Genomic DNA, 22,511 nt, shown 5'->3' with positions numbered 1-22,511 from the left:
GGGCTTATTGAGCGGACCGCGTTCTGCTTTGTCAGACCATCACAACAGTCTCGGAGGGGAGCCAGTGAAACGCCTCGTCATACTCATCGCGATCTCTTTCCTTACCACTGCTTGTCAGAGCAATGACGGCATCACCCGACTTGACAACTGTGCCTGCTATAAATCGAATGAGGCAAAGCATTTGCAGGCCTCCCAAATAGCCTGGAAAGACCCCGAAAAGTTGCAGGAACAATTCTCCCACTGCGTTTGCCGAGCCTTGATTGACCTGAAGCAAGCCGATGATCCCGGTAAATTTTTCACGCCCGGAACCGAGATTAAATGAAACGTGGGGCGTACACGCCGAAGCCTGATCGCTTTCGGCCAGAAGCAGGCGTAGGTCACTCACGCCTGCCACGGCCTCGACGCCTTATTGTGGCAACGAGATCATCAGGACAGTTGCTCCAGTAATTCCAGAGCCTGATCGAAATCGAAGCACTCGGCTTGCTGGACAACCCGATGTAACTGCTCCACTGCCCGCGGGCCTGACGCCAGCTCCTGCAGTTTGTGCAAGGCTGTCAATGCCTGGCCGTCACTCTCGGCCAACAGATAACGGACGTGATCCAGCTGAGCATGCCATTCGCTGTTCAGAGGCGGTGCATCTGATGAATCGACGGTCAATGTCGGTTCGGTCAGTACCGCCAATCCTTCAAGCACCGTTGTCAGGCAGCGCTCAACTTCTGCCAATCGATCGGCCAGGTCCTGCTCCGACACTCCGCTCAGACACCCCTGTTCCAAGGCGCTGGCTGCGTTCGCGACACCCAAGGCGCCGATATTGCCCGCCGTACCGCGCAAGGTATGAACCACCCTGACTGCCGCCGAAGAATCGCCTAGACCGCGTGCCGCCAGGAACTCAGTACAAAAGGCCTGCTGGCTGGATTGAAACTTGCGCAGCAGGCGCAGGTAGAGCTCGACCTTGCCCATGCAGGTGCCCAGGCCTGCGTTCAAATCTATACCGGGAAGGCTGGCCGGCAGGCCTGGCGCAGTCACGGGGATGATTGGCGAAACTTCCGCCGAAGGAGCGCCACGACCAGGTCGCGGATGTATCCACTTGGCCAACGTGGCGAACATGTCTTCGACGTTCAAGGGCTTGGAAATGTGATCGTTCATGCCGCAGCCAAGCGCCCGTTCGCGGTCCCCCGCCATGGCGTCGGCCGTCATGGCTATCACCGGCAAATCGGCCCAACGTGACTGTTCGCGAATCTTGCGGGTAGCGGTATAACCGTCCATCACCGGCATCTGACAGTCCATCAACACACCATCGATGTCCGCGTCACGCTCCAGTTGCTCAAGCGCCTCTGCACCATGGACGGCGAGGCACAACTCAACCCCGGCGCTCTCCAGCAGCTCACACGCCAACTCCCGGTTCAGTTCGTTATCCTCCACCAGCAACAGTCGTGCGCCACGCAGGCTGGCCATGGCACTGGCACTCTGGCCCAATCGCTCGCTGGCCCGGGTATCCGTTTGAGGCGACTTGCCGAGTACGGCGCCAAGCGCTTCAAGCAAGGTAGACGGCGTTACCGGTTTGGTCAGCACCAACGGCAATTGAATGCCATGTCGACTGGCCTCTTCGTGCGCCTCCTCGCGACCGAACGCGGTGACCATGATCACCGACGGTGTTTGCGCCAGTTTGGCGGCGTGCATCTGTCGCACCGTCTCCACCCCGTCCATACCCGGCATGCGCCAATCCATCAGCACCAGGTCATAAGGTAGCGCCCTGGATTCGGCCTCCACCAGCATGGCCAATGCGCCACGCCCACTTTGCGCGACGTCCACCTCCACGCCAAAACTGCGCGCCATGCAGGACAGAATCTCCCGCGCACTGGCGTTGTCGTCGACCACCAGGACACGGCAGCCCGCCAGTTCGTCGGCAGTCACCATGCGCCGTAAATGAACGTCATGCTGCACGCCCAGGCTCACTTCAAAATGGAAAGTCGACCCGTAGCCCGGCTCGCTCTCCACCCAAATGTCCCCGCCCATCAATTCCACCAGGTGCCGGGAGATGGCCAGGCCCAAGCCGGTGCCGCCGTATTTGCGGGTAGTGGAGCTATCCGCCTGACTGAACGGCTGAAACAACCGCGAACATTGCTCGGCGCTCATGCCGATTCCGCTGTCACGCACCCAGAAATGCAGTTGGGCGTTCTCTCCTGCGGTGCCGCGCAGCTCTACACCGAGCACAATCTCGCCCTGCTCGGTGAACTTCGTCGCATTGTTTCCCAGGTTGATCAGCACCTGACCCAGACGCAACGGGTCGCCGATCAATGCGGTCGGCAATTCGGCAGCCGTGCTGAACAGCAGTTCCAGGCCTTTGTCCTCGGCTTTCAGGCCGATCATGCTGGAAAAACCGTCGAGCACGTCCTCAAGGCGGAAAGGAATGTGCTCGAGGTTCATCTTGCCGGCCTCGATCCTCGAGAAGTCGAGGATATCGTTGATGATCCCCAACAGGTTTTCCGCCGAGCGATGGACCTTTTCGATGTAGTTGCGCTGGCGATGGTTGAGCTCGGTTCGCAATGCCAAATGGCTCATGCCAATGATGGCGTTCATCGGCGTGCGGATCTCGTGGCTCATGGTGGCCAGGAAGTCGCTCTTGGCCCGGGTCGCCTCTTCTGCAGCCTCCCGTGCGCGCTGCACCTCGGCTTCGGCGAGCTTGCGATCAGTGATATCGAAGTACCAATTGGCAGCCATGCCCCGCTCGCCCAGCGTCATCGTGATGGCCGACACCAGGACGTCGAAACGATCGCCTTCAGCACGCTGCATGCAAGCCTCGAAGTTCAGCACCTCACCTTGCGACTCCGCTGCGAGGAAACGCTGATGAGCCTGCGGGTCGACCCAGAACTGCGCCGGGTCGGTACGTTCGAGGTCAGCGAGGCGGGTCCCGAACAAACTGTCGAACTGCGGGTTGCAGTAGGTCGGACGGCCATCGCCATCCCGGATCACCATGGCCACCGGACTGCTGTCGAGGACTGCACGTAACTGCGCTTCATTGGCCTTCAACGCCGCCTGCAACTGTCGGCGCTCACTCACATCACGCACCGACGCGCACACGCATATTTCGCCGCCTTCCAGACTCGGCAAACGCGACAGGCTGATCTCGGCCGAGAACAGGCTACCGTCCTTGCGCACGCCTTGCAGGTCGTCCAGATTGGCGCCCATCTGTCGCGTGTCGCCGTGGGCAAGGAACCCGTTACGCAGCGCCACGTGGCGCCCTCGGCTCGCCGACGGCACCAGGCGTTCGATCGGTTCTCCGAGCAGTTCTCCGGCGGCATAACCAAACAGCTGATCCAGTTGGCGATTGGTACGCAGGATGTGCCCCTCGGCATCCACCACCAACATGCCGTCCGGCGCCGCTTCGATAATCCCGCGATACCAGGCCTCGGTCGCACGCAACGCCGATTGCTGGGTTTCGAGTGCCTGGGCTTGTTCCTCCAATTGCAGCGCCTGTTCCGCCACTTCATTGGCCTGGCGACGGGTCTCTGCCAAGAGCGTCTTGACCGCTTCATTACGCTCCATGATCGCCATCGCGGCCGCCAGACGCGGGGTGGCTTCATGCAACAGCAGCAATTCACGCTCGTTCAGTGGCTCCAGTCCGGCCAGCTCGAGTACCCCAAGCAACCGTTCACCATGCACGATGGGTTGCAGCAGCAGGCAATTGGCCGGAATCTCGCCCAGGGGCGAATGCAAACGCCAGAAATTCTCCGGCAGCGCGTGAAACTGCCTTGGTTGGCGATCCACCGCGCACTGCCCCAGCAGGCCATCGCCGAACATGACTTGTGCCTCAGGTGGTCGCTCGGCATCGGTGGCATAGCGGCCCATCAGCAGCAGTTTGGCGGACTCCTCGTGTGCGCTGTAAAGCACCCCTTGGCAGATTCCGTGCAGGCTTGCCATGTGCTGCAGGAACACGTGCGCCAGTTCGTCTGGTGTATCGGCCTGCTGTAAATCCACCTGCAATTGCGCGGTATGCGCCTTGATCCAGCGCTGGCGCTCCAGTTGCTGGGACTCGGTCTGCAGTTTGGCGATGGCGCGTGCCAGATCACCCGTTTCGTTATTCAGGTCGGTGTGAGGAATCGGCTGATCGAGCTGCCCGGCGGCCAAATGATCCACCGCCACCCGCACCCGGTTGAGCGGATTGCGGATCGACTGGCTGGCCAGCCAGGACAGCAGCAGCGCCAGCGACAAACCGCCGAACAACAGCACGTAAGTCAGCAAGGTGCTGTGTTCGGCGAAGTCGGCAATATCCTTGGCCGTGTCGCGAATCGAGGCGCTCTTGATCTGGGCGATCGTGCTCAAGAGCGCATCGGCCTGCTGATCGAGATGCTGAAACTCGCTGCTATTGAGCAGCAACATCGCCTGCCCCTGTCGGCCTTGATCAATCAGTTGAAAAGCCTGATCGTTATCTGCCTGCAACTTTTGCAGCAGTATATCCAACTCGGCGAGACGCGCCAGATTCTCCGGGCGCCTGAGGGTCACTTTGGCTTGAGCCAGAGCCCGCTGTAAGCGATCCTGGGTCTCACGCAGGCGCTGCAGGGACTCGACACGGAATTGCGCGCTGTTGGTTCCCACCGCCCGCTGCAGGGCTTGCACCATATGAGGCAGTTGCACCCGCGCCTCATACAGGTGCTCCATGCCGACCAGTTCCTGGAGATAGAGGTTCTGCATGTCCTGCTTCAGCGATTGCTGAGTGCGCAGGCTTTGCACGCCGAGTACCAGTACCAACAGCAGCAGCGCGGCGAATCCCAGGATCAGTTTGTGCAGCAGCGAGAGACGCTCAAGCAGGGTGCGTAATCGGGCCATGACCTATCCTTGTGAACCTGATGAATACACGGTTAAAACGGGCTCGCAGCCCTGGCTCAGGTAGCTTGTCCAACACGTTCCAGGGCCGCCAGCTTGCCGGCCATGTCCTGATCGGTATCGGCAAAACGCTCGGCAATGGCCTGGAACTGATCAACGCAGACCAGGAAGGCATCACAGATGTCCGGGTCGAAGTGCGTACCGCGCCCCTGCCGAATAATCTCGACAGCCTGTTCGTGGGGCATCCCCGCTTTGTAGACCCGCCGGCTGATCAGTGCGTCATAGACGTCAGCCACCGCCATCAACCGGGCACTGATGGGGATGTCGTCAGCCGCCAGCCCCTGCGGATACCCGCTGCCGTCCCATTTTTCCTGGTGGCTATAGGCAATCTCCTTGGCCAGGCTGAGGAAATCGGCGCGAATGCCAAGCGCATCCTCGGCATGCTGGATGGCATCGCGTCCCAGCGTGGTATGCGTCTTCATGATCTCGAACTCCTCCTCGGTGAATCGCCCAGGCTTTAGGAGGATATGGTCGGGAATGCCGATTTTTCCGATGTCGTGCAGCGGTGCCGACTTGAACAGCAACTGGATGGTCTCTTCGCTGAGAAAGTGACTGAATCGGGGATGGTCACGCAGATGCTCGGCCAGCACCTTGATGTAATGCTGGGTTCGCCGGATATGGTTGCCCGTTTCGTTATCGCGGGTCTCCGCCAGTGAAGCCATGGCCTGGATCGCCACGTCCTGGATCGCCGTCACCTCGCGAGTGCGACGCGCCACTTCCTGCTCGAGATAGTCGTTGTGATCGCGCAGGAAGTCCGCCGCCGCCTTGAGCTTGAGCTGGGTATCCACCCGCGCCAGAACCAGAGCCGGCCTGATAGGTTTGGTGATGTAGTCGACAGCACCCAGTTCCAGGCCATGGATCTCGTCTTCAGTACCGGCCATGGCCGTCAGAAAGATGATTGGAATGTCGCGCGTACGCGGGTCGCGCTTGAGTTGAATCGCCACTTCATGGCCGGACAGTCCGGGCATCATGACATCAAGCAGAATCAGGTCCGGTAACGTGCCGCCCTGTAGTAATCGCAAAGCCTTCTCACCGCTATTGGCGACCTTGACCCGGTAGTGATCCTTTAGCAGATCATTCATCAGCAGCAGGTTATCGGGTGTGTCATCCACCACCAGCAGGGTGGGCGGACTGTAATGACTCTGTTCGGTATTCATCGCGGGCGGCTCCCTTGCCAGACACTGACGACCCAAGGCGACATTTCCACCCTAGCGTGCGCTAGATTAGCTGTACGACGTCAAACTGCCAAACAACCTTTGGGGTCAGGCACAAGCACAAGTGACAAGACAGCCCAACGGCTCTGCACGGAAAAACCCACACCATCCTTGCGTTCAGAAAACTGACCTGACTTTTTCACCCCCTCTTCATTACTATGCTGCTCATGAGCCATCGAAACCGCCTCCTGCCCCCGCTCCAGCCTGAACCGGTCCGTCGAATCGAGGCCGGGCCTTGGGCGATCGAGCTGCTACCCGGCGCTGCTTATGCGACCCGCTATGTGGCGACCCAGTCGGCGATTGGCTTTGCCTTCGACAGCCAACGAGGACTGCACGCTATTGGCAGCGATCGCGTCCACCCCTTCGACGCCCTGCCCAACGGACTGGCGTTCGTCCCCGTTGGCTGTGACGTGTTGTCCGAGTCACCCAAGGGCGGTGAGTACCTGCGGGTGATTCGCACCGACGGTGTTGCGCTGGCTGGGGACCATGCGTTCAACAATCGTATTGATCCGCAAGCCATTACCCTTGCGCTGCGCATGCGCGCCGCGCTGTTACAGGCTTCGGTGGAAGACGATTGGGAGACCTGGGCACTCGCCCTGGCTGAGCGGGCAACGGACAACCCAGCGTTGTCGGTGCCCGTCCAGGGTTCGATAACCGGTAGCCGGATGCGCCTGCTCGATGAGTTTATCGAGGCTGGCCTCGATGGCCCGCTGGGCATACCGGCGATGGCCGGGTTGCTGGGATTGTCCGAAGGATATTTCATCCGGGCATTCAAGAACGCCACAGGCAAAAGCCCCCACAGTTACCTGATCGATCGACGTCTCGCCAAGGCCCGCGCACTGATGCGCGATTCGACCGCCAGCCTTGCGCAGATCGCCCTCACCTGCGGATTCAACTCTCAGGCGCATATGGCAACGACTTTCAGGCAGCGCCTTGGGGTGAGTCCGGCACAGCTGCGTGAATCTGCCTGTTCTTTCAATCCTGCCATCAGTCAAGACGATCTGCACTGAACGCAATACGTTCAGACGGCACGAGCGTGGAATCCAAGGCAACACTGTCTCCACTCCCAACGCACACCGCGCCGGGTTGCTGATTAGCGTTCCTCACCACACTCCTGGAAGCCTTGATCATGAAAACCTTAAGCATTGAGAAACACAGAACCAACAACGCACAAAACCCTTCTACGCTCGGAATCAAAACCATGGCGTTGGGCACCTACGGTGCCTACTTTGCGCTCGCGGCCATTTACTTCTGGTTCGGCGGGATGAAGTTCACACACTACGAAGCCGTCGGGCTGGTTCCGCTGGTGAGCAACAGCCCTTTCCTGGGTTGGGTTTATGAAATTTTCAGTGTCGACACCTTCTCCAGTCTGCTCGGCATTCTGGAGGTCTCGATCGGTGTACTGATTGCAGGTCGCCTGCTATCTCCAAAGCTTTCATTGATTGGGGGTGCGCTGTCTGCAGGATTGTTCTTCACGACCTTGAGCTTCATGTTCTCGACCCCCGGCGTAATTGAATCCGGCCTCGGTTTTCCCGCCATTACGGTCGCGCCGGGCCAGTTTCTACTTAAAGACATCGGGTTGCTTGCTGCGTCGATATTTGTGGCCGGCCATTCGCTGACTGAGTTGGAACGCCGTTAACCGATGATTGACCAACCGGGATGGCTTGAAGCAGTTCGATGCTTTCAGGCCATCGACCCATCATCTTCTCCTGCCAGGTCTTTCATCCAGTCCCGAGGGCTGTAGCCTGTCTTGCGCCGAAACGCACGAGCAAGTGCCGAAGGACTTTCATAGCCTACCTCGGCGGCGATCAGCGTAATCGAACGCCCTTCCCGCAGACGCTTCTGCGCCAGGCTGATACGCCAACTCAACAGATAATCGGCTGGCGTCTGCCCGATAACGGCCCGAAAATGCACGGCGTAGGCCGCGCGAGACATGTTCGACTCGCTCGCCAGCTCCGCAATTGACCAGGCTCGCTGCGGCGCGTTGTGAATCTGTACCAAGGAGCGCGCCAGCCGCGAATCGGCCAGTCCTGCCATCATTCCCGTTCGCAACTGATGATGGTCCAGCAGGTGCCGGAACAACAAAATGATCAATAATTCGAACAACCGGTCCAACGCGGCCTCTCTGCCACAATGTCCGCCTGCCGCCTCGCCGAACATCCACTTCAGCGTATCGGCCAGCATTGGCAGCTCATCCAGGGACAGCACCAGGCAGTCGGGCAAGGAAGCCGATAACGGGTTATCAACCCCGCCTTCAAACTCCATTGACGCACACAACAGTTGAGCGCCCTCTGACTCACCGGCAAACAGTTGATGCCGGCTGGGGCGTGGCATAAAAATCAGGCTGGGCCGGGTCAGCAGCACATCCTTGCGATCGGGTCCCTGCAACGTGACGCTGCCTGCCTGCAACAGATGGATATAACCACGCCGTTCAGTGTCATCGTAAGACGCCAGGCCGCAAAGTCGGCCGTTATAAAACAGGTTTGCGCGCACGCCGAACTGCGACAACAGGGTAGACAAGCGATCCATGGGCAATCTCTTGGCGAGATAGAGTCGCTCAGATCCTATCACCGTCGGTTTACTACTTTTTGATCAGTCACGCTTCGCCCATCTCCGCTCTCGCTCCTCGCAGTTATCGTCACGGTGTGGCGCCCGCTGGTTTCTTCTCCGGGACTGTAAAACTCACGACCGTACTGGTGAGGATTTTGTGAGTCGGGTCGGCCACTTCAAGAAGAACCCTGTGAGTGCCGGGCGTCAGTCCGACCAGGATAATCGGGTCTTCACTGGTGTGTGCCCATGTACCCTTCCAGTCTTCAACGGTAACGTGAAGATGACCGAGTCGTGGTGACACGTCGGCAGCCGCTTTACCAAAAACCGGCATGATCCTGGCGCGCTCTGTTCGATATTGAATAATGACGACGCCGCGGGCCAGCGGCTCGGCCAGTGGCGGATAGGCCACGAGCGTAGGCACCGACTCGGACTCCAACGGGAGTATTGCCGGTGGCTCATGGGTTTCTGCAGCAACCGTTTGGCCGGACGCTGCTATGCAAAAAACACCCAAGGCAATGACCAACATATCTCCGAGAGCGACGGGCATGGGATTTGTCTCCCCGTTATTTAACTCAAGGCTAGTTCAAACCGTGGCATTGTCGACGCTCAGACATACCTGCTTTCAGACCTCAGTACATATCGGTGCGCCGATCTCAACGCATCAAAAAGAATTTGAACCGCTGTTGGACGCGCTCGCCTAATGATCAGCTTGTGGACATTCGCACAGGCGATGTGCCAATACCGGCATACTCCGAGAGGTGGTCAACGTGGCTAAAGACGAGAAGAAAAGCAAAGGTGCAGCTTCGAACGCCAGCAAGGATTTGAAAGACAAAAAGTCATCATCGGCGAAGAAATCAGCTGCGGCCTCGGCTCTTTCGAAATCTTCCGAAAAGAAAGACAAGAAGAAAGATGCCGAACCAAAGAAATCTGCAAAAAAAGCTGATAGCAAGCCAGAAAAGGCCAAGAAATCAGACAAGGCAGAAAAGCCGGCGAAAAAGAAAAAGTGACACCTGCTATCCGCTAGGGCTTTACGCCCTAGCTTCGGCTGACCCTGCACCAAACGTTTCCACCCTGGCGAGGACGTGCTGCGGGCAAGATGAGGGCTTAGCTCACCATCACCTCGTCCAGTGCCTGCTCAAGGGTGTTGACCGTGCGCTCGATATTCTGCAGCTTTTCGAGTCCGAACAGACCGATGCGGAAGGTCTGGAAGTCGGCCGGCTCGTCGCATTGCAACGGCACTCCGGCGGCGATCTGTAGACCGTGGTTGGCAAATTTCTTACCGCTCTTGATGTCGGCATCATCGGTGTAGCTCACCACTACGCCAGGGGCCTGAAAGCCGGCTGCGGCCACGCTTTTAAAGCCTTTGCCGGTCAACATGGCGCGTACCCGATCGCCCAGAACCTGTTGTTCGCCGCGGACCTTGTCGAAACCGTAGGCTTGCGTCTCGTTCATCACGTCGTTAAATCGCGCGAGGGAATCGCTGGGCATGGTCGCGTGGTAGGCATGTCCGCCCTGTTCGTAGGCCTGCATGATCTGCAGCCACTTCTTCAGGTCGCAAGCGAAGCTGCTGCTCTGCGTCTGCTCGATGCGCTCGAGGGCCAAAGCACTTAGCATCACCAGGGCGCAGCAAGGGGAAGCGCTCCAGCCTTTCTGCGGTGCGCTGATCAGCAGGTCGACTGCGCATTTCTGCATATCAACCCACAGCGTGCCAGAGGCGATGCAGTCCAGCACGAACAAGCCACCCACCGCATGCACGGCGTCGCCGACGGCCCGCAGGTAGTCGTCGGGCAGGATAATCCCTGATGAGGTTTCAACATGGGGGGCGAAGACAATCTGCGGCTTATGCGCCGCAATGGCTGCCAGCACTTCGTCCAGAGGAGGTGGAGTGTAGGCAGCCTGGCGACCCGTTTCGACCGGTCGGGCCTTAAGCACCGTGGTGGCCGACGGGATGTTGCCCATCTCCAGGATCTGGCTCCAGCGATAACTGAACCAGCCGTTGCGTATCACCAGGCATTGCTGGTCGGTGGCAAACTGTCGCGCCACCGCTTCCATGCCGAAGGTGCCGCTGCCCGGAACCACCGCAACACCCTGGGCGTTGTAAACCTGTTTCAGGGTGCTGGAAATGTTCTTCATCACGCCTTGAAACGACTGCGACATGTGGTTGAGCGAGCGGTCGGTGTAGACCACTGAGTACTCGACCAGCCCCTCAGGATCGATACTGGGATATAGCTTTGACATGGGTGACTCCTTTGGCAGAGATGTCAGTGGTATCGACCCTGCCCTAAGCCTTGGCAAATGACAAGATTGCTCGGGAGTGAATGACGACTTCTGTCGAGCGGTTGGCATCGTCAGGTCGATTACTGGACGTAGCAATGTTCGCAGGTGGCTGCTCAGTTGTGGGAGGGTGGGCCTTGAAGATTCCTGCCTCCTTGCGTTCGGTCGCTAACGACCAGGTACGAAGGGCAGCAGTTGACACGAAGCAGCCGGTCGTTATGGACTATCAACCCTCGGCTCTGCGGACCACGTCAATCCGCGAGGACCATCGCGAAGTACCCGAAGGCTGTAAGCAGGGTTCCCGAGACTGCAAACGCCACCGGAAACCGACCCACGGAACGTTGCTGCCGATTTTCGGCGTATTGCCAAAGCCTCGGGCAGTAGCGTAGCGGGAGAATCTGTGCTGGTAGCAACAACTCGAACAGCAGGGCCTCTCCGGTGAGGAGTATCAGAAGCGCTACAAGCTGATCCTGTCTTACAGGCATGCGTAGATGCAGTAGCGCTCACAGAAAACAGCCTTACCGATATCAACCGATTTTGATGACAACCTTTCCAAATGCACCCTTCGCAAGATGCTCGTAAGCTTCTCGTGCTTTCTCGAACGGGTACACCTGATCGATCACGGGACGAATCTCGTGTTCGTTGAGGAACGCATTCATCCGGTCAAACGATGAGCGCGGCGCCACGGCGATACCGCGAATGGTTGTCTGGCGGAAAATCAGTGGCATCAGGTTGAGTTCAACGGTCTGCCCGGTCAAAAAGCCGATCTGCGCAATACGCCCGGATGCCTTGGTCGCTGCGACCGACTGATTGATGCCGCTGCCGCCGGCCACATCGAGCAGCAGATCCACGCCCTTCCCTTCGGTCAGCGCCAGCACTTCATCCGACCAGTTCGGAGTGGTTCGGTAGTTGATGCCCGCTACAGCCCCTAGCTCTTTCACGGCATGCAGATTCTGGTCGCTACTCGACGTTGCGATCACCTTGGCGCCAAGCGCCGTAGCGATTTGCACGGCAAAAATGGACACCCCGCCGGTACCTTGAACCAACACGGTTTGACCCGGCTGAATCTGTCCGAAGTCCACCAGCGAATACCACGCCGTAAGCGCGGCAATCGGCAGTGTTGCCGCCTCTTCGTCGCTCATGTTGTCTGGCGCACCCACCGCGCTGTCTTCGTGGATGATCATGTATTCGGCCAGACCGCCGGGCAACGGCGAGCCGAAGCAGTAATCCGGTTCGTTCGGCCCCGGCTCGCCATCCAGCCAACGGGAGTACAGATGCGAGTTGACCCGATCACCGACTTTGAAGCGCGTGACGCCATCACCGACTGCGACCACTGTGCCGGCTGCATCACTGACCGGGATCAGGGGTTTGGGCACTTTATGCGGTTCGTAGATACCGTCGACGATCGCCTTGTCGCGAAAGTTGAGTGAGACAGCGCCGACCTTGACCAACAACTCGCCAGCCTTGGGTTGCGGGGTCGCTACCTCTCCCAATTGCAGGTTGTCGAGTCCGAAATCTTTCAATAGCCAAGCCTTCATTTGAATCTCCAAATACACGTCAATGGGCCGCAAACCAGAAATGTCTCTGCGTTGGGCACATCTTTCGCTTTTGAAGGCGCGCAATAAATGCGCGGAAATAGACATGATTGTTCTATCCTCAGGCAACAATTATCTTTTGCTCCGTAAATCAGTCGGGGCCCACATGGATACGTCATGGAATTGCTGCAATCAATGCGACTGTTCGCCAGACTCGCCGAACTCGGCAGCTTCACTAAAGCCGCCGAGTCGCTGGACATCGGGCGGCCTCAGGTCACCCGTTATATCCAGGAGCTTGAAACGTCATTGGGCGTGCGCTTGTTCCAACGCACCACGAGAAAGGTGGCGCTCACCGCCGAGGGTGAGCGGTTTTATGTGCGGGTGCAGGAAATTCTCGCGGGCATTTCTGCCGCGACCTCGATGTTTGACCGCACCGGAGCAACGCTTGCGGGACGACTTCGCGTCGATATCCCGACCGCTTTTGCACAAATGGAATTCATCAGAAGCCTTAAAGCGTTCACCACCGCCTTCCCCGGCATCGACATGGTGCTGGGTGTGACCGATCGAGCCGTTGACCTGATAGGCGAAGGCATCGACTGTGCATTGCGCATAGGCGATTTACCGGACTCGACATTGATCGCCCGCCCTATCGCAATGGCAACCATGGTGACGTGCGCGGCGCCCGAGTATCTGCACGAGCACGGCGAACCCGAGACACTCGACGATCTCGCCGCCCATCGAGGCGTCAACTTCTTGTCCGGTCAGAGCAACAGAACATTGCCTTGGCACTTCTCGGTTAAGGGTCAGGATCGAGCGTTTGTCAGTAATGCCGGTATCACCGTCACCGAATCGAATGCGTACGTTCAGTGTGGCGTGTCGGGCTTCGGAATAATCCAGGCGCCAGGCATTACTGTGGCCGAGTATCTGGACAGCGGCGCTTTGGTGGAGATTCTAAGAGCCTATCGACCAGCCACTCGTCCTGTGTCGCTGTTGTACCCAAGCCGGATGCACCTGGCGCCGCAAGTACAGGTTTTTATTGAATGGCTGCAAGAGCGTTTTCCGCAGCTTCATTCTGACTGGCTGGACCCGCTGAGATCATCCTAATAGGGAGGAACGCCAATCGCACTGATGATTGTGGTGCAACAATCCGGTCAAATCGCAAATGACTTTTGTTTTTATAGCAACGCTTGAATGGAGGGTTGGTTGCTCAGGTTCTGGATCCTGCGGTCCGCTTACAGGGGGCCCCAGGTCTGTGCGCCTGCCCTTACGTCAATACAAGTTTCAAGGCCGGTAACAAGGGGTATAACTATCAGAACAACAGGCGGCCGGGCCACGCGCCGTGGCCTGATCGGCGCCTGCGGTGCGGAGCGATGTGATGAGTTCCAGAGCATGGCGAGGGGCTCGCAAGGGCCTGATTGGCTGCATCGAGCTGGCCTTGCTGGTCGCTCCACTGTGCGCCAGCGCCATGTACAAATGCCAAGCCCGGGACGGAGCCATCAGCTACACCAGCCAAGCCATTGCCAACGCCCACTGCATTCGCCTGAAAGACATGGCGGGCGCCGATGTCGGCGCCAAGGCTATGACCGTGCCACGGCTTGTGCGGGGCGACGATTCAGGCGCGGTGCGGATTCGGGTGTTCACGTTCATCCACAAGGGTGTTCGTCAATATGTGAGTCGGCGCCCCGTCGGGATTTCCGCACGGGTCGATGTCCTTGAGGCCTACTACATCAAGGGCTGCTATCTGTGCATGGCGCCGAAGGATTTCAAAGTCACCTCGCTGCGCCTGGACACCCGTTCCTATCAGCGGGAGATCGAAGCCGCTTCGGGTCATTATGGTGTCGACAGCGCGCTGGTCCGCGCAGTGATTCATGCCGAATCGGCATTTCGCCCCAACGCTATTTCCGAAGCCGGCGCCCAGGGGCTGATGCAGTTGATGCCCGCTACCGCCGAACGCTTCGACGTGGACGATCCGTTCGACGCGCGACAGAACATTCGTGGTGGTGTGCGCTACCTGGCCTGGCTGCTCAAGCGCTTCAACGGCAACCAGGTGCTGGCGCTGGCAGGCTACAACGCCGGCGAAGCGTCCGTGGTCGAGTACAACGGCGTGCCTCCCTACGCCGAGACGCAATCCTACGTCACCCTCGTGCAGTCCTTGACCGAACGCTATCGCAAGCATCGCTAGCGTTGACCCTCAAGGCCAGCCGCGACGGCTAGCGTAATTCGTGAAGGTCACCACCTGGGGCGGTCAGTGGTTCTGGTCGGGGCACGCGTCGCAATTGATTCTGTCGACGGCAAGGGCTGGAGAGACGATGTGAAACCATTCCCGCTCAAACCTGGCGCCTCTCTGGACCTGTTTCTTCAGGCATGTCTGCCACGTCGTGACGCGGTTCCGCCGACCTTGACGGAAAAAGCTGTTATCCCGGGCATTCCCGATGCTCGCTACAGGCTGGATCACGACCTGACGCCTTTCATTGTGGATGCGGTTCAGTCCAACAAACGTGAGAGCGAGGTGCTCGCCGAGGCCGGGAAGCCGAACAATATCCTTCCCCTGGCGAATATGCTGGCGGTTTCCGGTGGCGGCGATGCAGGGGCATTCGCAGCGGGACTGATTGCCGGATGGACGACGCACGGGACTCGCCCCGTGTTCAAGTTCGTCACGGGCATTAGCGCGGGAGCCCTGGTCGCCCCGTTCGCATACCTGGGGTCCGAGTACGACGGCGTCATTCGATATGTCTCCAACGGAATCGGTCCCAAAGACATTTTTCATTCGCGAAACGTGTTAACCCGCTTTGCCAGCGACGGTATCGCTGATAGCAAACCTCTTTCGCGGCTCATCGCAAAATACGTCACAACAGAAATTCTCGCGGCGATCGCGACGGAGTACGCCAAAGGACGAATTCTGCTGATCGGCACCACTGACCTTGATTCGGGGCGGCCGGTCACTTGGAACATGGGCGCAATTGCTTCCAGCCAGGCACCGGGAGCGCTCGACCTTTTCCGCAATATCATGCTCGCCTCAATGAGTATTCCCGGTGCAGTCTCGCCCGTCATGATTGATGTGGACGTTGATGGCAAACTGTTTCAGGAAATGCACGTGGACGGTGGGGTCATTACCCAAGTGTTTCTTTACCCACCCAGCACCGTGATGGCGCTGAGCAAAGCCACCGGAGCACCTTTGCGAATGGACCGGCATTTCTATGTGATTCGTAACGGAACGCTGGAGCCGCAGTGGTCCGGGACCAAGCGCCGCACATTGAGCATCGGCGGTCGAGCCATCAGTGCCTTGATTCAAACTCAGGGGATCAGCGATCTGGAGCGCATTTACCGAATGGCGCAACAGGATGGCGCAGATTTCAATCTCGCCTACATTGGCTCCGATTTTGATTTTGCCCACGATCGCAAATTCGATGGCGAGTACATGAAGCGTTTATTCGATTACGCCTTTCAACTCAGCGCGAAGGGCTATCCGTGGCATAAATCGCCGCACCTGGAAAACACCAAACGATGAAACAACCACTGAACGAATTAGCCTATCTGTGCGTCGGCCGGTTGCATCCACAACCTGAAGCGGTCATTCGCTCTGGACACTACGCGCTCCCGCTGGCACCCCCCTCTTTTGGGACTGATGAGCAAACCTCATGAACCCTTGCCGATTTACCCGTCTAGTGCCCACTCGATAGCTCGCTTACTGTTCTCCCAACGGTAACGTCGGGTCGCAAAAGAGCTGGCTGACGGCAGTCCGGTGCCAGTCCTTGAGGACTGGTGCCAACCCTTTGCGGGCAATCATCTTTACTACCCCAATCGCCGTGAACACTCGTCAGCGTTTGGTGTTGTGGTGGATGCGTTGCTCTATAAGCGTTGAGTCATCGCCCCAAAAGGCGTTTCAATTTTACGAACACCCAACAAGCCAGCGATGGAGGGATGCATTGGATTGCTCAAATTTGCAGTGTGCCCCTAACCAAGGCTTCCAACCTGGGCAAAATACTCGCTTCGTCATTACCCAAAATGGCAATCGAAGAACCACGCAACTCTTCCGATGACGCGGCAGCACCGTCGCCAGCCAAGGCCACTGGGCACGTAACGCCCATTTGAAGGGCTCGCAGTCGCTTGTGCGCATCTGCCTGCAGTGGCGCCTGGACCAATAGCACCAGCGCGGCGGGCTGAATCGCTTCACACAGCAACGGCAGTTCTTCCAGCGGCTGGCCCGCGCCCAGCACTTCAATGCGCAGCTGGTCACTGCTCATCAACAACCCGGCACACAGCAGCTCCAATTCGCGCGCATGGCCCGAGCCGTCTGCCAGTAGCACGCAAGCACCGTTGCTCTGGTTCATCTGCAGGCGCAATAACATCCGCGCACGCAAGAAGGCGTCAAGGAACAACCACTGACTGCGTCGACCGAAATTATTCCCGGATGCCAGGCTGCGCCAGACCGGCAGCAAAATAGCCTCCAGTACGGTAGCTTTCGGATAGATGGTGAATAGTTGCCCGTGCAGGCGTTCCAGCTCAGCGCCATCAAAAGCCTGCGCGGCACGGTGCACTGCCTCTTGCCACTGGACCAGGGGAGCTTCGGCCGAGCCCGACGCAGTGATACCGGGCGTGTCCTGCTGCCGGACGAGCAACGCGCCTATCTTGCTGATCGGCAGGCCCCGGCTGGTCCAGAGCATGATGCTACGAATATGTTCGATGTCCTGTTGCGAATACAGGCGATGCCCTCCCACCGTGCGAACGGGTCGGATTAGCCCGTGGCGGCGCTCCCATGCCCGCAAGGTGATCGGGTTGACGCCAGTCAGGCTGGCGACTTCCCGCATGGGCAGCAAGGCGTCGTCGGAGGTGGATTCGATGGGCTCGGTCATTGAAAGTCGTTGCATCCTGAGTGTGTCGGCATTCTAAACCAGGCATGGCACTTTTTAACCAGCAGCAATCGATGTCCCGCGGACCTGCGCCCTGCCCTCTAGGCATGGCTGTCGCTGACGACTACGCTGTGGGGCAACCCCACGAATCACAACGAGCCCAGCCATGATTGACGCCAAACTCCTGCAACTTATGGTCGAAGCCTCCAATGACGGCATCGTCGTGGCCGAGCAGGAAGGCGATGACAGCATTCTCATCTATGCCAACCCCGCCTTCGAGCGCCTGACCGGCTACAGTGCCGACGAAATTCTCTACCAGGATTGCCGGTTCCTGCAGGCAGACGATCATGATCAGCCCAGCCTTGAGGCAATCCGCAGCGCCATCCGCCTCGGTCAGCCTTGCCGCCAGGTGCTGCGCAACTATCGCAAGGATGGCAGCCCGTTCTGGAACGAGTTGTCTATCACTCCCGTGCACAATGATGCCGATCAATTGACTTACTACATTGGCATACAGCACGACGTCAGCGACAAGATTGCCGCTCTGGAAAAGATTCAGTCACTTGAGACCGAAGTGGCCGAGCTTCGCCGTCAACTGGCAACGCTCGGTGGCTAACGACGAGTAGCGCCACAAGCGACACAAAAAGTGTACAAGAATATTGACTTGTACAATTTTCCCCGTACGCTTCAGCTAAACATGTACAGGTTTTCCGACTTGTACAATTTTGCCTGGAGCTTGCCATGTCTGCGTATCTCCACCATTTCGCTGACACGTTCGCAACGCTGAACGCTGATTGCCTGGACCGACTGGGCGAGCTATACAGCAACGACGTTCAGTTTCGTGATCCGCTGCATCAGTTGGATGGTTTGCCGGCACTGCGCACTTACTTTGAAAAGCTGTACAGCAACGTCCAGGATATCCGCTACGACCTCCTGGACGTTGATGAAACCGCCCCCGGCCACGGTTATCTGCGCTGGAACCTGCACTTCCGTCATCCGCGCCTGTCCCGCGGCCAGCCGATCAGTCTGCAAGGCTGCAGCCACCTGCGCTGGGCAACACATGTCTACCTGCACCACGACTATTTCGATGCCGGCGCCCTGCTCTACGAGCACGTCCCGGTACTTGGCGGGGTGATTGGCTTGATCAAGAGGAGGCTCGCATGAGCCGCTGCTGGCTGACAGGGGCCAGCAGCGGCCTCGGTGCTGCCCTGGCAGAACGGCTTCTGGAGCAAGGTCATGCGGTGGCTTTGGGTGGCCGGCGGGCGGAGGCACTGATGCCGCTCGTGCTGCGTTACCCTGAGGCCCTGCTCGCTACCGGCGATGTGACTGACCCACGACAGGTCTCGGCTATCTGCGAGAACATCGAGCAGGCATGGGGCGCGCTGGACCTGGTGATCCTGAACGCCGGCACCTGCGAATATCTTGTGCCGGGCAGGTTCGAGGCCGAGACAGTCGAGCGCGTGATGCGCACCAATCTGCTGGCGGTCAGTTACTGCCTGCAAGCCGCCCTTCCACTCCTGCGTCGCGGGCACAGACCACACCTGGTCGTGATCGGCAGCTCGGTGACCTGGCTGGCGCTGCCGCGGGCGGGAGCCTATGGCGCGTCCAAGGCGGCCCTGCGTTATCTCGTCGAATCCCTGCGCCTGGATCTATGCGCTGAAGGCATTGATGTAACGTTGGTCAGCCCTGGATTCATCGACACCCCCCTGACTCAGCGCAACACCTTTGCCATGCCACAACGCTGGACGGCCGACCGCGCCGCGCGGCATGTCGTCGCGCGCCTGACGCGACGACCGCTGGAGATCAACTTTCCCCGCCTCTTCATTTTCGTCCTGCGCTTGCTTGGCGCCCTGCCAGCGCGTTGGCGTCTGGCCCTGGGCCGCCGACTGGCGCGCACCGAACAGGAATAACGTCATATGCGCATCGCCATCATCGGCAGCGGGATCTCTGGGCTGACCTGTGCCTATCTGCTGTCACGTCGCAATGAAGTGACGGTGTTCGAAGCGGCTGACTGGATCGGCGGTCATACCCACACTGTCGACATCGAATGGCAGGGCCAGCGTTATGCCGTGGACACCGGTTTCATCGTCTTCAACGACTGGACTTATCCCAACTTCATCCGTTTGATGGATCGCCTTGGAGTCGTCTCGCGCCCCACCGAGATGAGCTTTTCCGTGAACGATCCGCAGAGCGGCCTGGAATACAACGGCAATAACCTGGACACCCTCTTCGCCCAGCGCAGCAATCTACTGTCGCCGGGCTTCTGGGGTATGTTGCGCGACATCATGCGCTTCAACCGCCAGGCGGTGGCCGACCTTGACGGCCACCGCATCGAACCGGGCATGAGTCTTGGCGATTACCTGCACGAACGAAACTACGGACAGCGTTTCATCCATCACTACATCGTCCCCATGGGCTCGGCCATTTGGTCGGTATCACGGGCCGATATGCTGCGCTTCCCGTTGCACTTCTTCGTCCGTTTTTTTCGTAACCATGGCCTGCTCTCGATCAGCCAGCGGCCACAGTGGCGAGTGATCGAGGGTGGCTCGCGCAGCTATGTGGAGCCGTTGTGCAAGACCTTCAGCGAGCGCATTCGGCTCAGTTGCCCGGTGATGAGCGTCCGCCGGGACGACAAAGGCGTGGTGATCACTAGCGCGGCAGGCCATGAGCGTTTCGACAAGGTCGTGTTCGCCTGCCATAGCGACCAGGCTTTGGCGCTGCTGGAGAAACCGACGACTACCGAGCACGAGGTGCTGGGGGCCCTCGACTATGCCGCCAACGAAGTAGTGCTTCACACCGACACCCGCCTGCTACCCAAGCGGCGCAAGGCCTGGGCCAGCTGGAACTATCGCCTCGGTGGACCCGAGCACGCTCCGGCGGCCGTGACCTACAACATGAACATTCTGCAAGGCCTCGACGCCCCGGCAACCTTCTGCGTAAGCCTCAATCAGGGCGATTGCGTGGACCCGTCGCTGGTGCTGGCGCGCTTCAACTATGCACATCCTCAATACAGCCTTGCCGCCATGGCGGCTCAGGCGCGCCAAGGTGAGCTACAGGGAAACCAACACAGCTACTTCTGCGGCGCTTACTGGGCCAACGGCTTCCATGAGGATGGCGTGGTCAGCGCACTGGACGTCGCCCAAAGATTCGGGGAGCGCCTGTGAACAGCAGCCTTTGCTACGGCTGGGTCAGCCACCGGCGTTTGTTGCCGCGATTCCATGGATTCCGTTATCGGACCGGCATGCTTTATGTGGATCTGGACGAACAGGATCTGCTGCTGGGCCTGTCCCCGTTACTCGGTGCTTCTCGCCTGGCGCCGTTGTGCTGGCGAGAAACCGATTACCTGCCAGCCTGGACTCGTCGCGGTATCCCTTTGAAGGAAGCTGTGCGCGAAGTGGTGGCCAAGGCCTTGGGCCAGGCCCCGTGCGGCACCATTCATTTGCTGACCCAGCCGCGCAGTTGGGGGATTTCATTCAATCCGGTCAGTTTCTATTTTTGCCACGACAGTGACGGTCACCTGGCGGCGATTGTCCTGGAGGTCCGTAACACCCCTTGGCGTGAGCGCTTTCACTACGTGTTGTCTGTGCTGCCCGGTCAGCCGCGACAGTTCTCGGTCGCGAAGGCATTCCATGTCTCGCCATTCCTGCCAATGGATATGCAATACCACATGCGCTTTTACATTGATGACGCGCACATGCGCATCCACATGGAAAACCGCCGCGAAGGACAAAAAATATTCGAGGCCGACCTGGCCCTGCGCCAACAGCCGCTGGATGGCGCCGCACTACAACGCCACGTGCTGGCGTTCCCCTGGATGAGCCTGCGCACCCTCGGCGCCATTTATTGGCAAGCCATGCGCCTGTTGCTCAAGCGCACCCCGCTCTATAGCCACACACCCCATCAGAGCAGCCAAAACCTTGGCCATCACGTCCACGAGGAGCCCGAGCATGTCCGATCCAACTCTGAGCGTTAGCAAATCCATGGGCTTGGTGCCGTTGTTCGGCGGCCTGGCCAGGAGCGCCGTGCTCACTCAGCTTCGCAACCTGCGCCAGGGCCGTCTGCGCCTGATCTGCCAGGACCAGGAGTGGTTGTTTGGCGATGTCGACAGCGCGCTGCACGCCGAGGTCGAGATCTTCGACGAGGCCGCTTGGGGGATGGTGGCTGCCAACGGCTCTATCGGTGCTGGCGAAGCTTACATCCATGGCTATTGGCGCAGTCCGGACCTGGCCGCGGTCACTCGCCTCTTCGTCGCCAACCTGGAGGTGCTAGACGCCCTTGAAGGCGGCTTGGCGCGCCTGGGCCGTCCGGTCCTGCGCCTGCTGCATTGGCTCAACCGCAACAGTCGGCGCGGCGCGCGCCGCAATATTCTTGCCCATTACGATCTGGGCAATGCCTTGTTCGAGCGGCTGCTGGACCCGACCATGATGTACTCGGCAGCCATGTTCGACAGTCAGGAGCAGAGCCTGGAGCAAGGTCAACTGAACAAGCTTGAGCGTATCTGCGACAAACTCGCGCTGCGCCCCGACGATCATCTGCTCGAGATCGGTACCGGATGGGGAAGCCTGGCGATCCATGCCGCCACCCGCCACGGCTGCCGGGTGACCACCACCACGTTGTCCGAGGCACAGTACGCCCATACCCTGCAGCGCGTCCGCGATCTTGGCCTGCAAGAACGCATTACCGTCCTGCGCGAGGACTACCGCGACCTTGGCGGTCGTTTCGACAAGCTGGTCTCGATCGAGATGATCGAGGCGGTCGGGCACCGCTATCTGCCGGTCTACTTTCGCCGCTGCGCGTCACTGCTCAAGGATGACGGCTTGATGTTGCTGCAGGCCATCACCATCCGCGACCAGCGCTATGAACAGGCCCAGCGGTCGGTAGATTTCATTCAGCGCTATATCTTTCCCGGTGGTGCCCTGCCCTCCCTGAGCGTCATGCTGCAGACCGCCAGTTGCCATACCGCGTTGAATCTGGTGCACATGGAGGACTTCGGCCTGGACTATGCGCGGACTCTGCAGCACTGGCGCGAAAACTTGCGCCAGTCGCGCACCGCCTTGACCGAACTGGGCTATGACGACACCTTTCAGCGCCTCTGGGAGTTCTACCTGTGTTACTGCCAGGGCGGTTTCGAGGAGCGTGCCATCGGCGTCGCGCAACTGCTCTGGGCAGCTCCGGCCGCACGCCGCGCAGCGCTGCCGGGAGCCTGA

At 59.2% G+C, this 22,511-nt stretch carries 20 protein-coding genes and 1 pseudogene; 13 read left to right on the top strand and 8 right to left on the bottom strand.

The window, feature by feature from the left end:
* Positions 1 to 31: 31 nt before the first annotated feature.
* Genes KGB21_RS04280 through KGB21_RS04270 form a run of 3 tightly spaced genes read right to left on the bottom strand, consistent with a single transcriptional unit; the run spans position 32 to position 6,041 of the window.
* A complete protein-coding gene (locus KGB21_RS04280) occupies positions 32 to 385 on the bottom strand; it encodes a hypothetical protein (RefSeq protein WP_223503780.1) in 354 nt (117 codons plus the stop codon).
* Between the two features lie 41 nt (positions 386 to 426).
* Positions 427 to 4,827 carry a response regulator gene (locus KGB21_RS04275; protein WP_223503778.1) on the bottom strand — a complete coding sequence of 1,467 codons (4,401 nt, stop codon included), beginning with the start codon at positions 4,825 to 4,827 and terminating at the stop codon, positions 427 to 429.
* Positions 4,828 to 4,883: 56 nt separating this feature from the next.
* Positions 4,884 to 6,041: a two-component system response regulator gene (locus KGB21_RS04270; protein WP_034150449.1), complete on the bottom strand. Its 1,158-nt coding sequence runs from the start codon at positions 6,039 to 6,041 to the stop codon at positions 4,884 to 4,886.
* 215 nt (positions 6,042 to 6,256) lie between these two features.
* Here KGB21_RS04270 and KGB21_RS04265 point away from each other — a divergent pair, with 215 nt between their 5' ends.
* Together KGB21_RS04265 and KGB21_RS04260 are read left to right on the top strand one after the other, a co-directional pair.
* Positions 6,257 to 7,108 (top strand): helix-turn-helix transcriptional regulator, encoded by an 852-nt coding sequence (locus KGB21_RS04265; RefSeq protein WP_223503776.1) that lies wholly within the window; start codon positions 6,257 to 6,259, stop codon positions 7,106 to 7,108.
* 119 nt (positions 7,109 to 7,227) lie between these two features.
* On the top strand, positions 7,228 to 7,737 hold the full coding sequence (locus KGB21_RS04260; RefSeq protein WP_223503774.1) for a YkgB family protein: 510 nt from the start codon (positions 7,228 to 7,230) through the stop codon (positions 7,735 to 7,737).
* Between the two features lie 44 nt (positions 7,738 to 7,781).
* Here the strand turns inward: KGB21_RS04260 and KGB21_RS04255 are convergent, their stop codons facing one another.
* Positions 7,782 to 8,627 (bottom strand): helix-turn-helix transcriptional regulator, encoded by an 846-nt coding sequence (locus tag KGB21_RS04255; protein ID WP_223503772.1) that lies wholly within the window; start codon positions 8,625 to 8,627, stop codon positions 7,782 to 7,784.
* A 109-nt stretch (positions 8,628 to 8,736) separates the two neighbouring features.
* Complete coding sequence (locus KGB21_RS04250) at positions 8,737 to 9,195, bottom strand: DUF6130 family protein (RefSeq protein ID WP_223503770.1); 459 nt, start codon at positions 9,193 to 9,195, stop codon at positions 8,737 to 8,739.
* Positions 9,196 to 9,415: 220 nt separating this feature from the next.
* Between KGB21_RS04250 and KGB21_RS04245 the strand changes: the two genes are divergently transcribed.
* Entirely contained in the window at positions 9,416 to 9,655 is a 240-nt protein-coding gene (locus KGB21_RS04245; RefSeq protein WP_223503768.1) for a hypothetical protein, read from the top strand.
* Between the two features lie 97 nt (positions 9,656 to 9,752).
* Here KGB21_RS04245 and KGB21_RS04240 read toward each other — a convergent pair whose 3' ends face one another.
* Positions 9,753 to 10,886: an aminotransferase class V-fold PLP-dependent enzyme gene (locus KGB21_RS04240; RefSeq protein ID WP_223503767.1), complete on the bottom strand. Its 1,134-nt coding sequence runs from the start codon at positions 10,884 to 10,886 to the stop codon at positions 9,753 to 9,755.
* Between the two features lie 563 nt (positions 10,887 to 11,449).
* Positions 11,450 to 12,460 (bottom strand): zinc-dependent alcohol dehydrogenase family protein, encoded by a 1,011-nt coding sequence (locus KGB21_RS04235; RefSeq protein ID WP_223503765.1) that lies wholly within the window; start codon positions 12,458 to 12,460, stop codon positions 11,450 to 11,452.
* A gap of 174 nt (positions 12,461 to 12,634) precedes the next feature.
* Here KGB21_RS04235 and KGB21_RS04230 point away from each other — a divergent pair, with 174 nt between their 5' ends.
* The 4 genes and pseudogenes from KGB21_RS04230 to KGB21_RS04215 all read left to right on the top strand — a co-directional run.
* Positions 12,635 to 13,561, top strand: coding sequence for a LysR family transcriptional regulator (locus tag KGB21_RS04230; protein WP_223503763.1), 927 nt, complete (start codon positions 12,635 to 12,637; stop codon positions 13,559 to 13,561).
* A gap of 271 nt (positions 13,562 to 13,832) precedes the next feature.
* Positions 13,833 to 14,639 (top strand): lytic transglycosylase domain-containing protein, encoded by an 807-nt coding sequence (locus tag KGB21_RS04225; RefSeq protein WP_223503761.1) that lies wholly within the window; start codon positions 13,833 to 13,835, stop codon positions 14,637 to 14,639.
* A 129-nt stretch (positions 14,640 to 14,768) separates the two neighbouring features.
* Positions 14,769 to 15,965, top strand: coding sequence for a patatin-like phospholipase family protein (locus tag KGB21_RS04220; protein ID WP_223503759.1), 1,197 nt, complete (start codon positions 14,769 to 14,771; stop codon positions 15,963 to 15,965).
* A gap of 204 nt (positions 15,966 to 16,169) precedes the next feature.
* Positions 16,170 to 16,319, top strand: a pseudogene (locus KGB21_RS04215) (LysR family transcriptional regulator); the annotation flags it as partial.
* A 73-nt stretch (positions 16,320 to 16,392) separates the two neighbouring features.
* On the opposite strand, the gene KGB21_RS04210 reads toward KGB21_RS04215, so the two are convergent.
* Positions 16,393 to 17,310, bottom strand: coding sequence for a MerR family transcriptional regulator (locus KGB21_RS04210; RefSeq protein WP_223503757.1), 918 nt, complete (start codon positions 17,308 to 17,310; stop codon positions 16,393 to 16,395).
* Between the two features lie 163 nt (positions 17,311 to 17,473).
* On the opposite strand from KGB21_RS04210, the gene KGB21_RS04205 reads away from it, so the two are divergent.
* The 6 genes from KGB21_RS04205 (at position 17,474) to KGB21_RS04180 (ending at position 22,511) form a co-directional block, all read left to right on the top strand.
* Positions 17,474 to 17,920, top strand: coding sequence for a PAS sensor domain-containing protein (locus KGB21_RS04205; RefSeq protein ID WP_034150438.1), 447 nt, complete (start codon positions 17,474 to 17,476; stop codon positions 17,918 to 17,920).
* Positions 17,921 to 18,045: 125 nt separating this feature from the next.
* A complete protein-coding gene (locus KGB21_RS04200; protein ID WP_223503755.1) occupies positions 18,046 to 18,468 on the top strand; it encodes a nuclear transport factor 2 family protein in 423 nt (140 codons plus the stop codon).
* Positions 18,465 to 19,214, top strand: a complete 750-nt coding sequence (locus KGB21_RS04195) for an SDR family NAD(P)-dependent oxidoreductase (RefSeq protein WP_223503753.1) — start codon at positions 18,465 to 18,467, stop codon at positions 19,212 to 19,214. Before KGB21_RS04200 ends, KGB21_RS04195 begins: the two co-directional genes overlap by 4 nt.
* Positions 19,215 to 19,220: 6 nt before the next feature.
* Positions 19,221 to 20,468, top strand: coding sequence for an NAD(P)/FAD-dependent oxidoreductase (locus tag KGB21_RS04190; RefSeq protein WP_223503751.1), 1,248 nt, complete (start codon positions 19,221 to 19,223; stop codon positions 20,466 to 20,468).
* A complete protein-coding gene (locus KGB21_RS04185) occupies positions 20,465 to 21,277 on the top strand; it encodes a DUF1365 domain-containing protein (RefSeq protein ID WP_223503749.1) in 813 nt (270 codons plus the stop codon). The genes KGB21_RS04190 and KGB21_RS04185 overlap by 4 nt, the downstream gene beginning before the upstream one ends.
* Positions 21,252 to 22,511, top strand: a complete 1,260-nt coding sequence (locus tag KGB21_RS04180; protein ID WP_223503747.1) for an SAM-dependent methyltransferase — start codon at positions 21,252 to 21,254, stop codon at positions 22,509 to 22,511. The genes KGB21_RS04185 and KGB21_RS04180 overlap by 26 nt, the downstream gene beginning before the upstream one ends.

The organism is Pseudomonas sp. GL-RE-29, assembly GCF_019947275.1.
Taxonomy (GTDB): Bacteria; Pseudomonadota; Gammaproteobacteria; order Pseudomonadales; family Pseudomonadaceae; genus Aquipseudomonas; species Aquipseudomonas fluorescens_A.
Note: the sequence above shows the minus strand (reverse complement) of the source record. Positions and strands in the feature narration are given on the sequence as shown.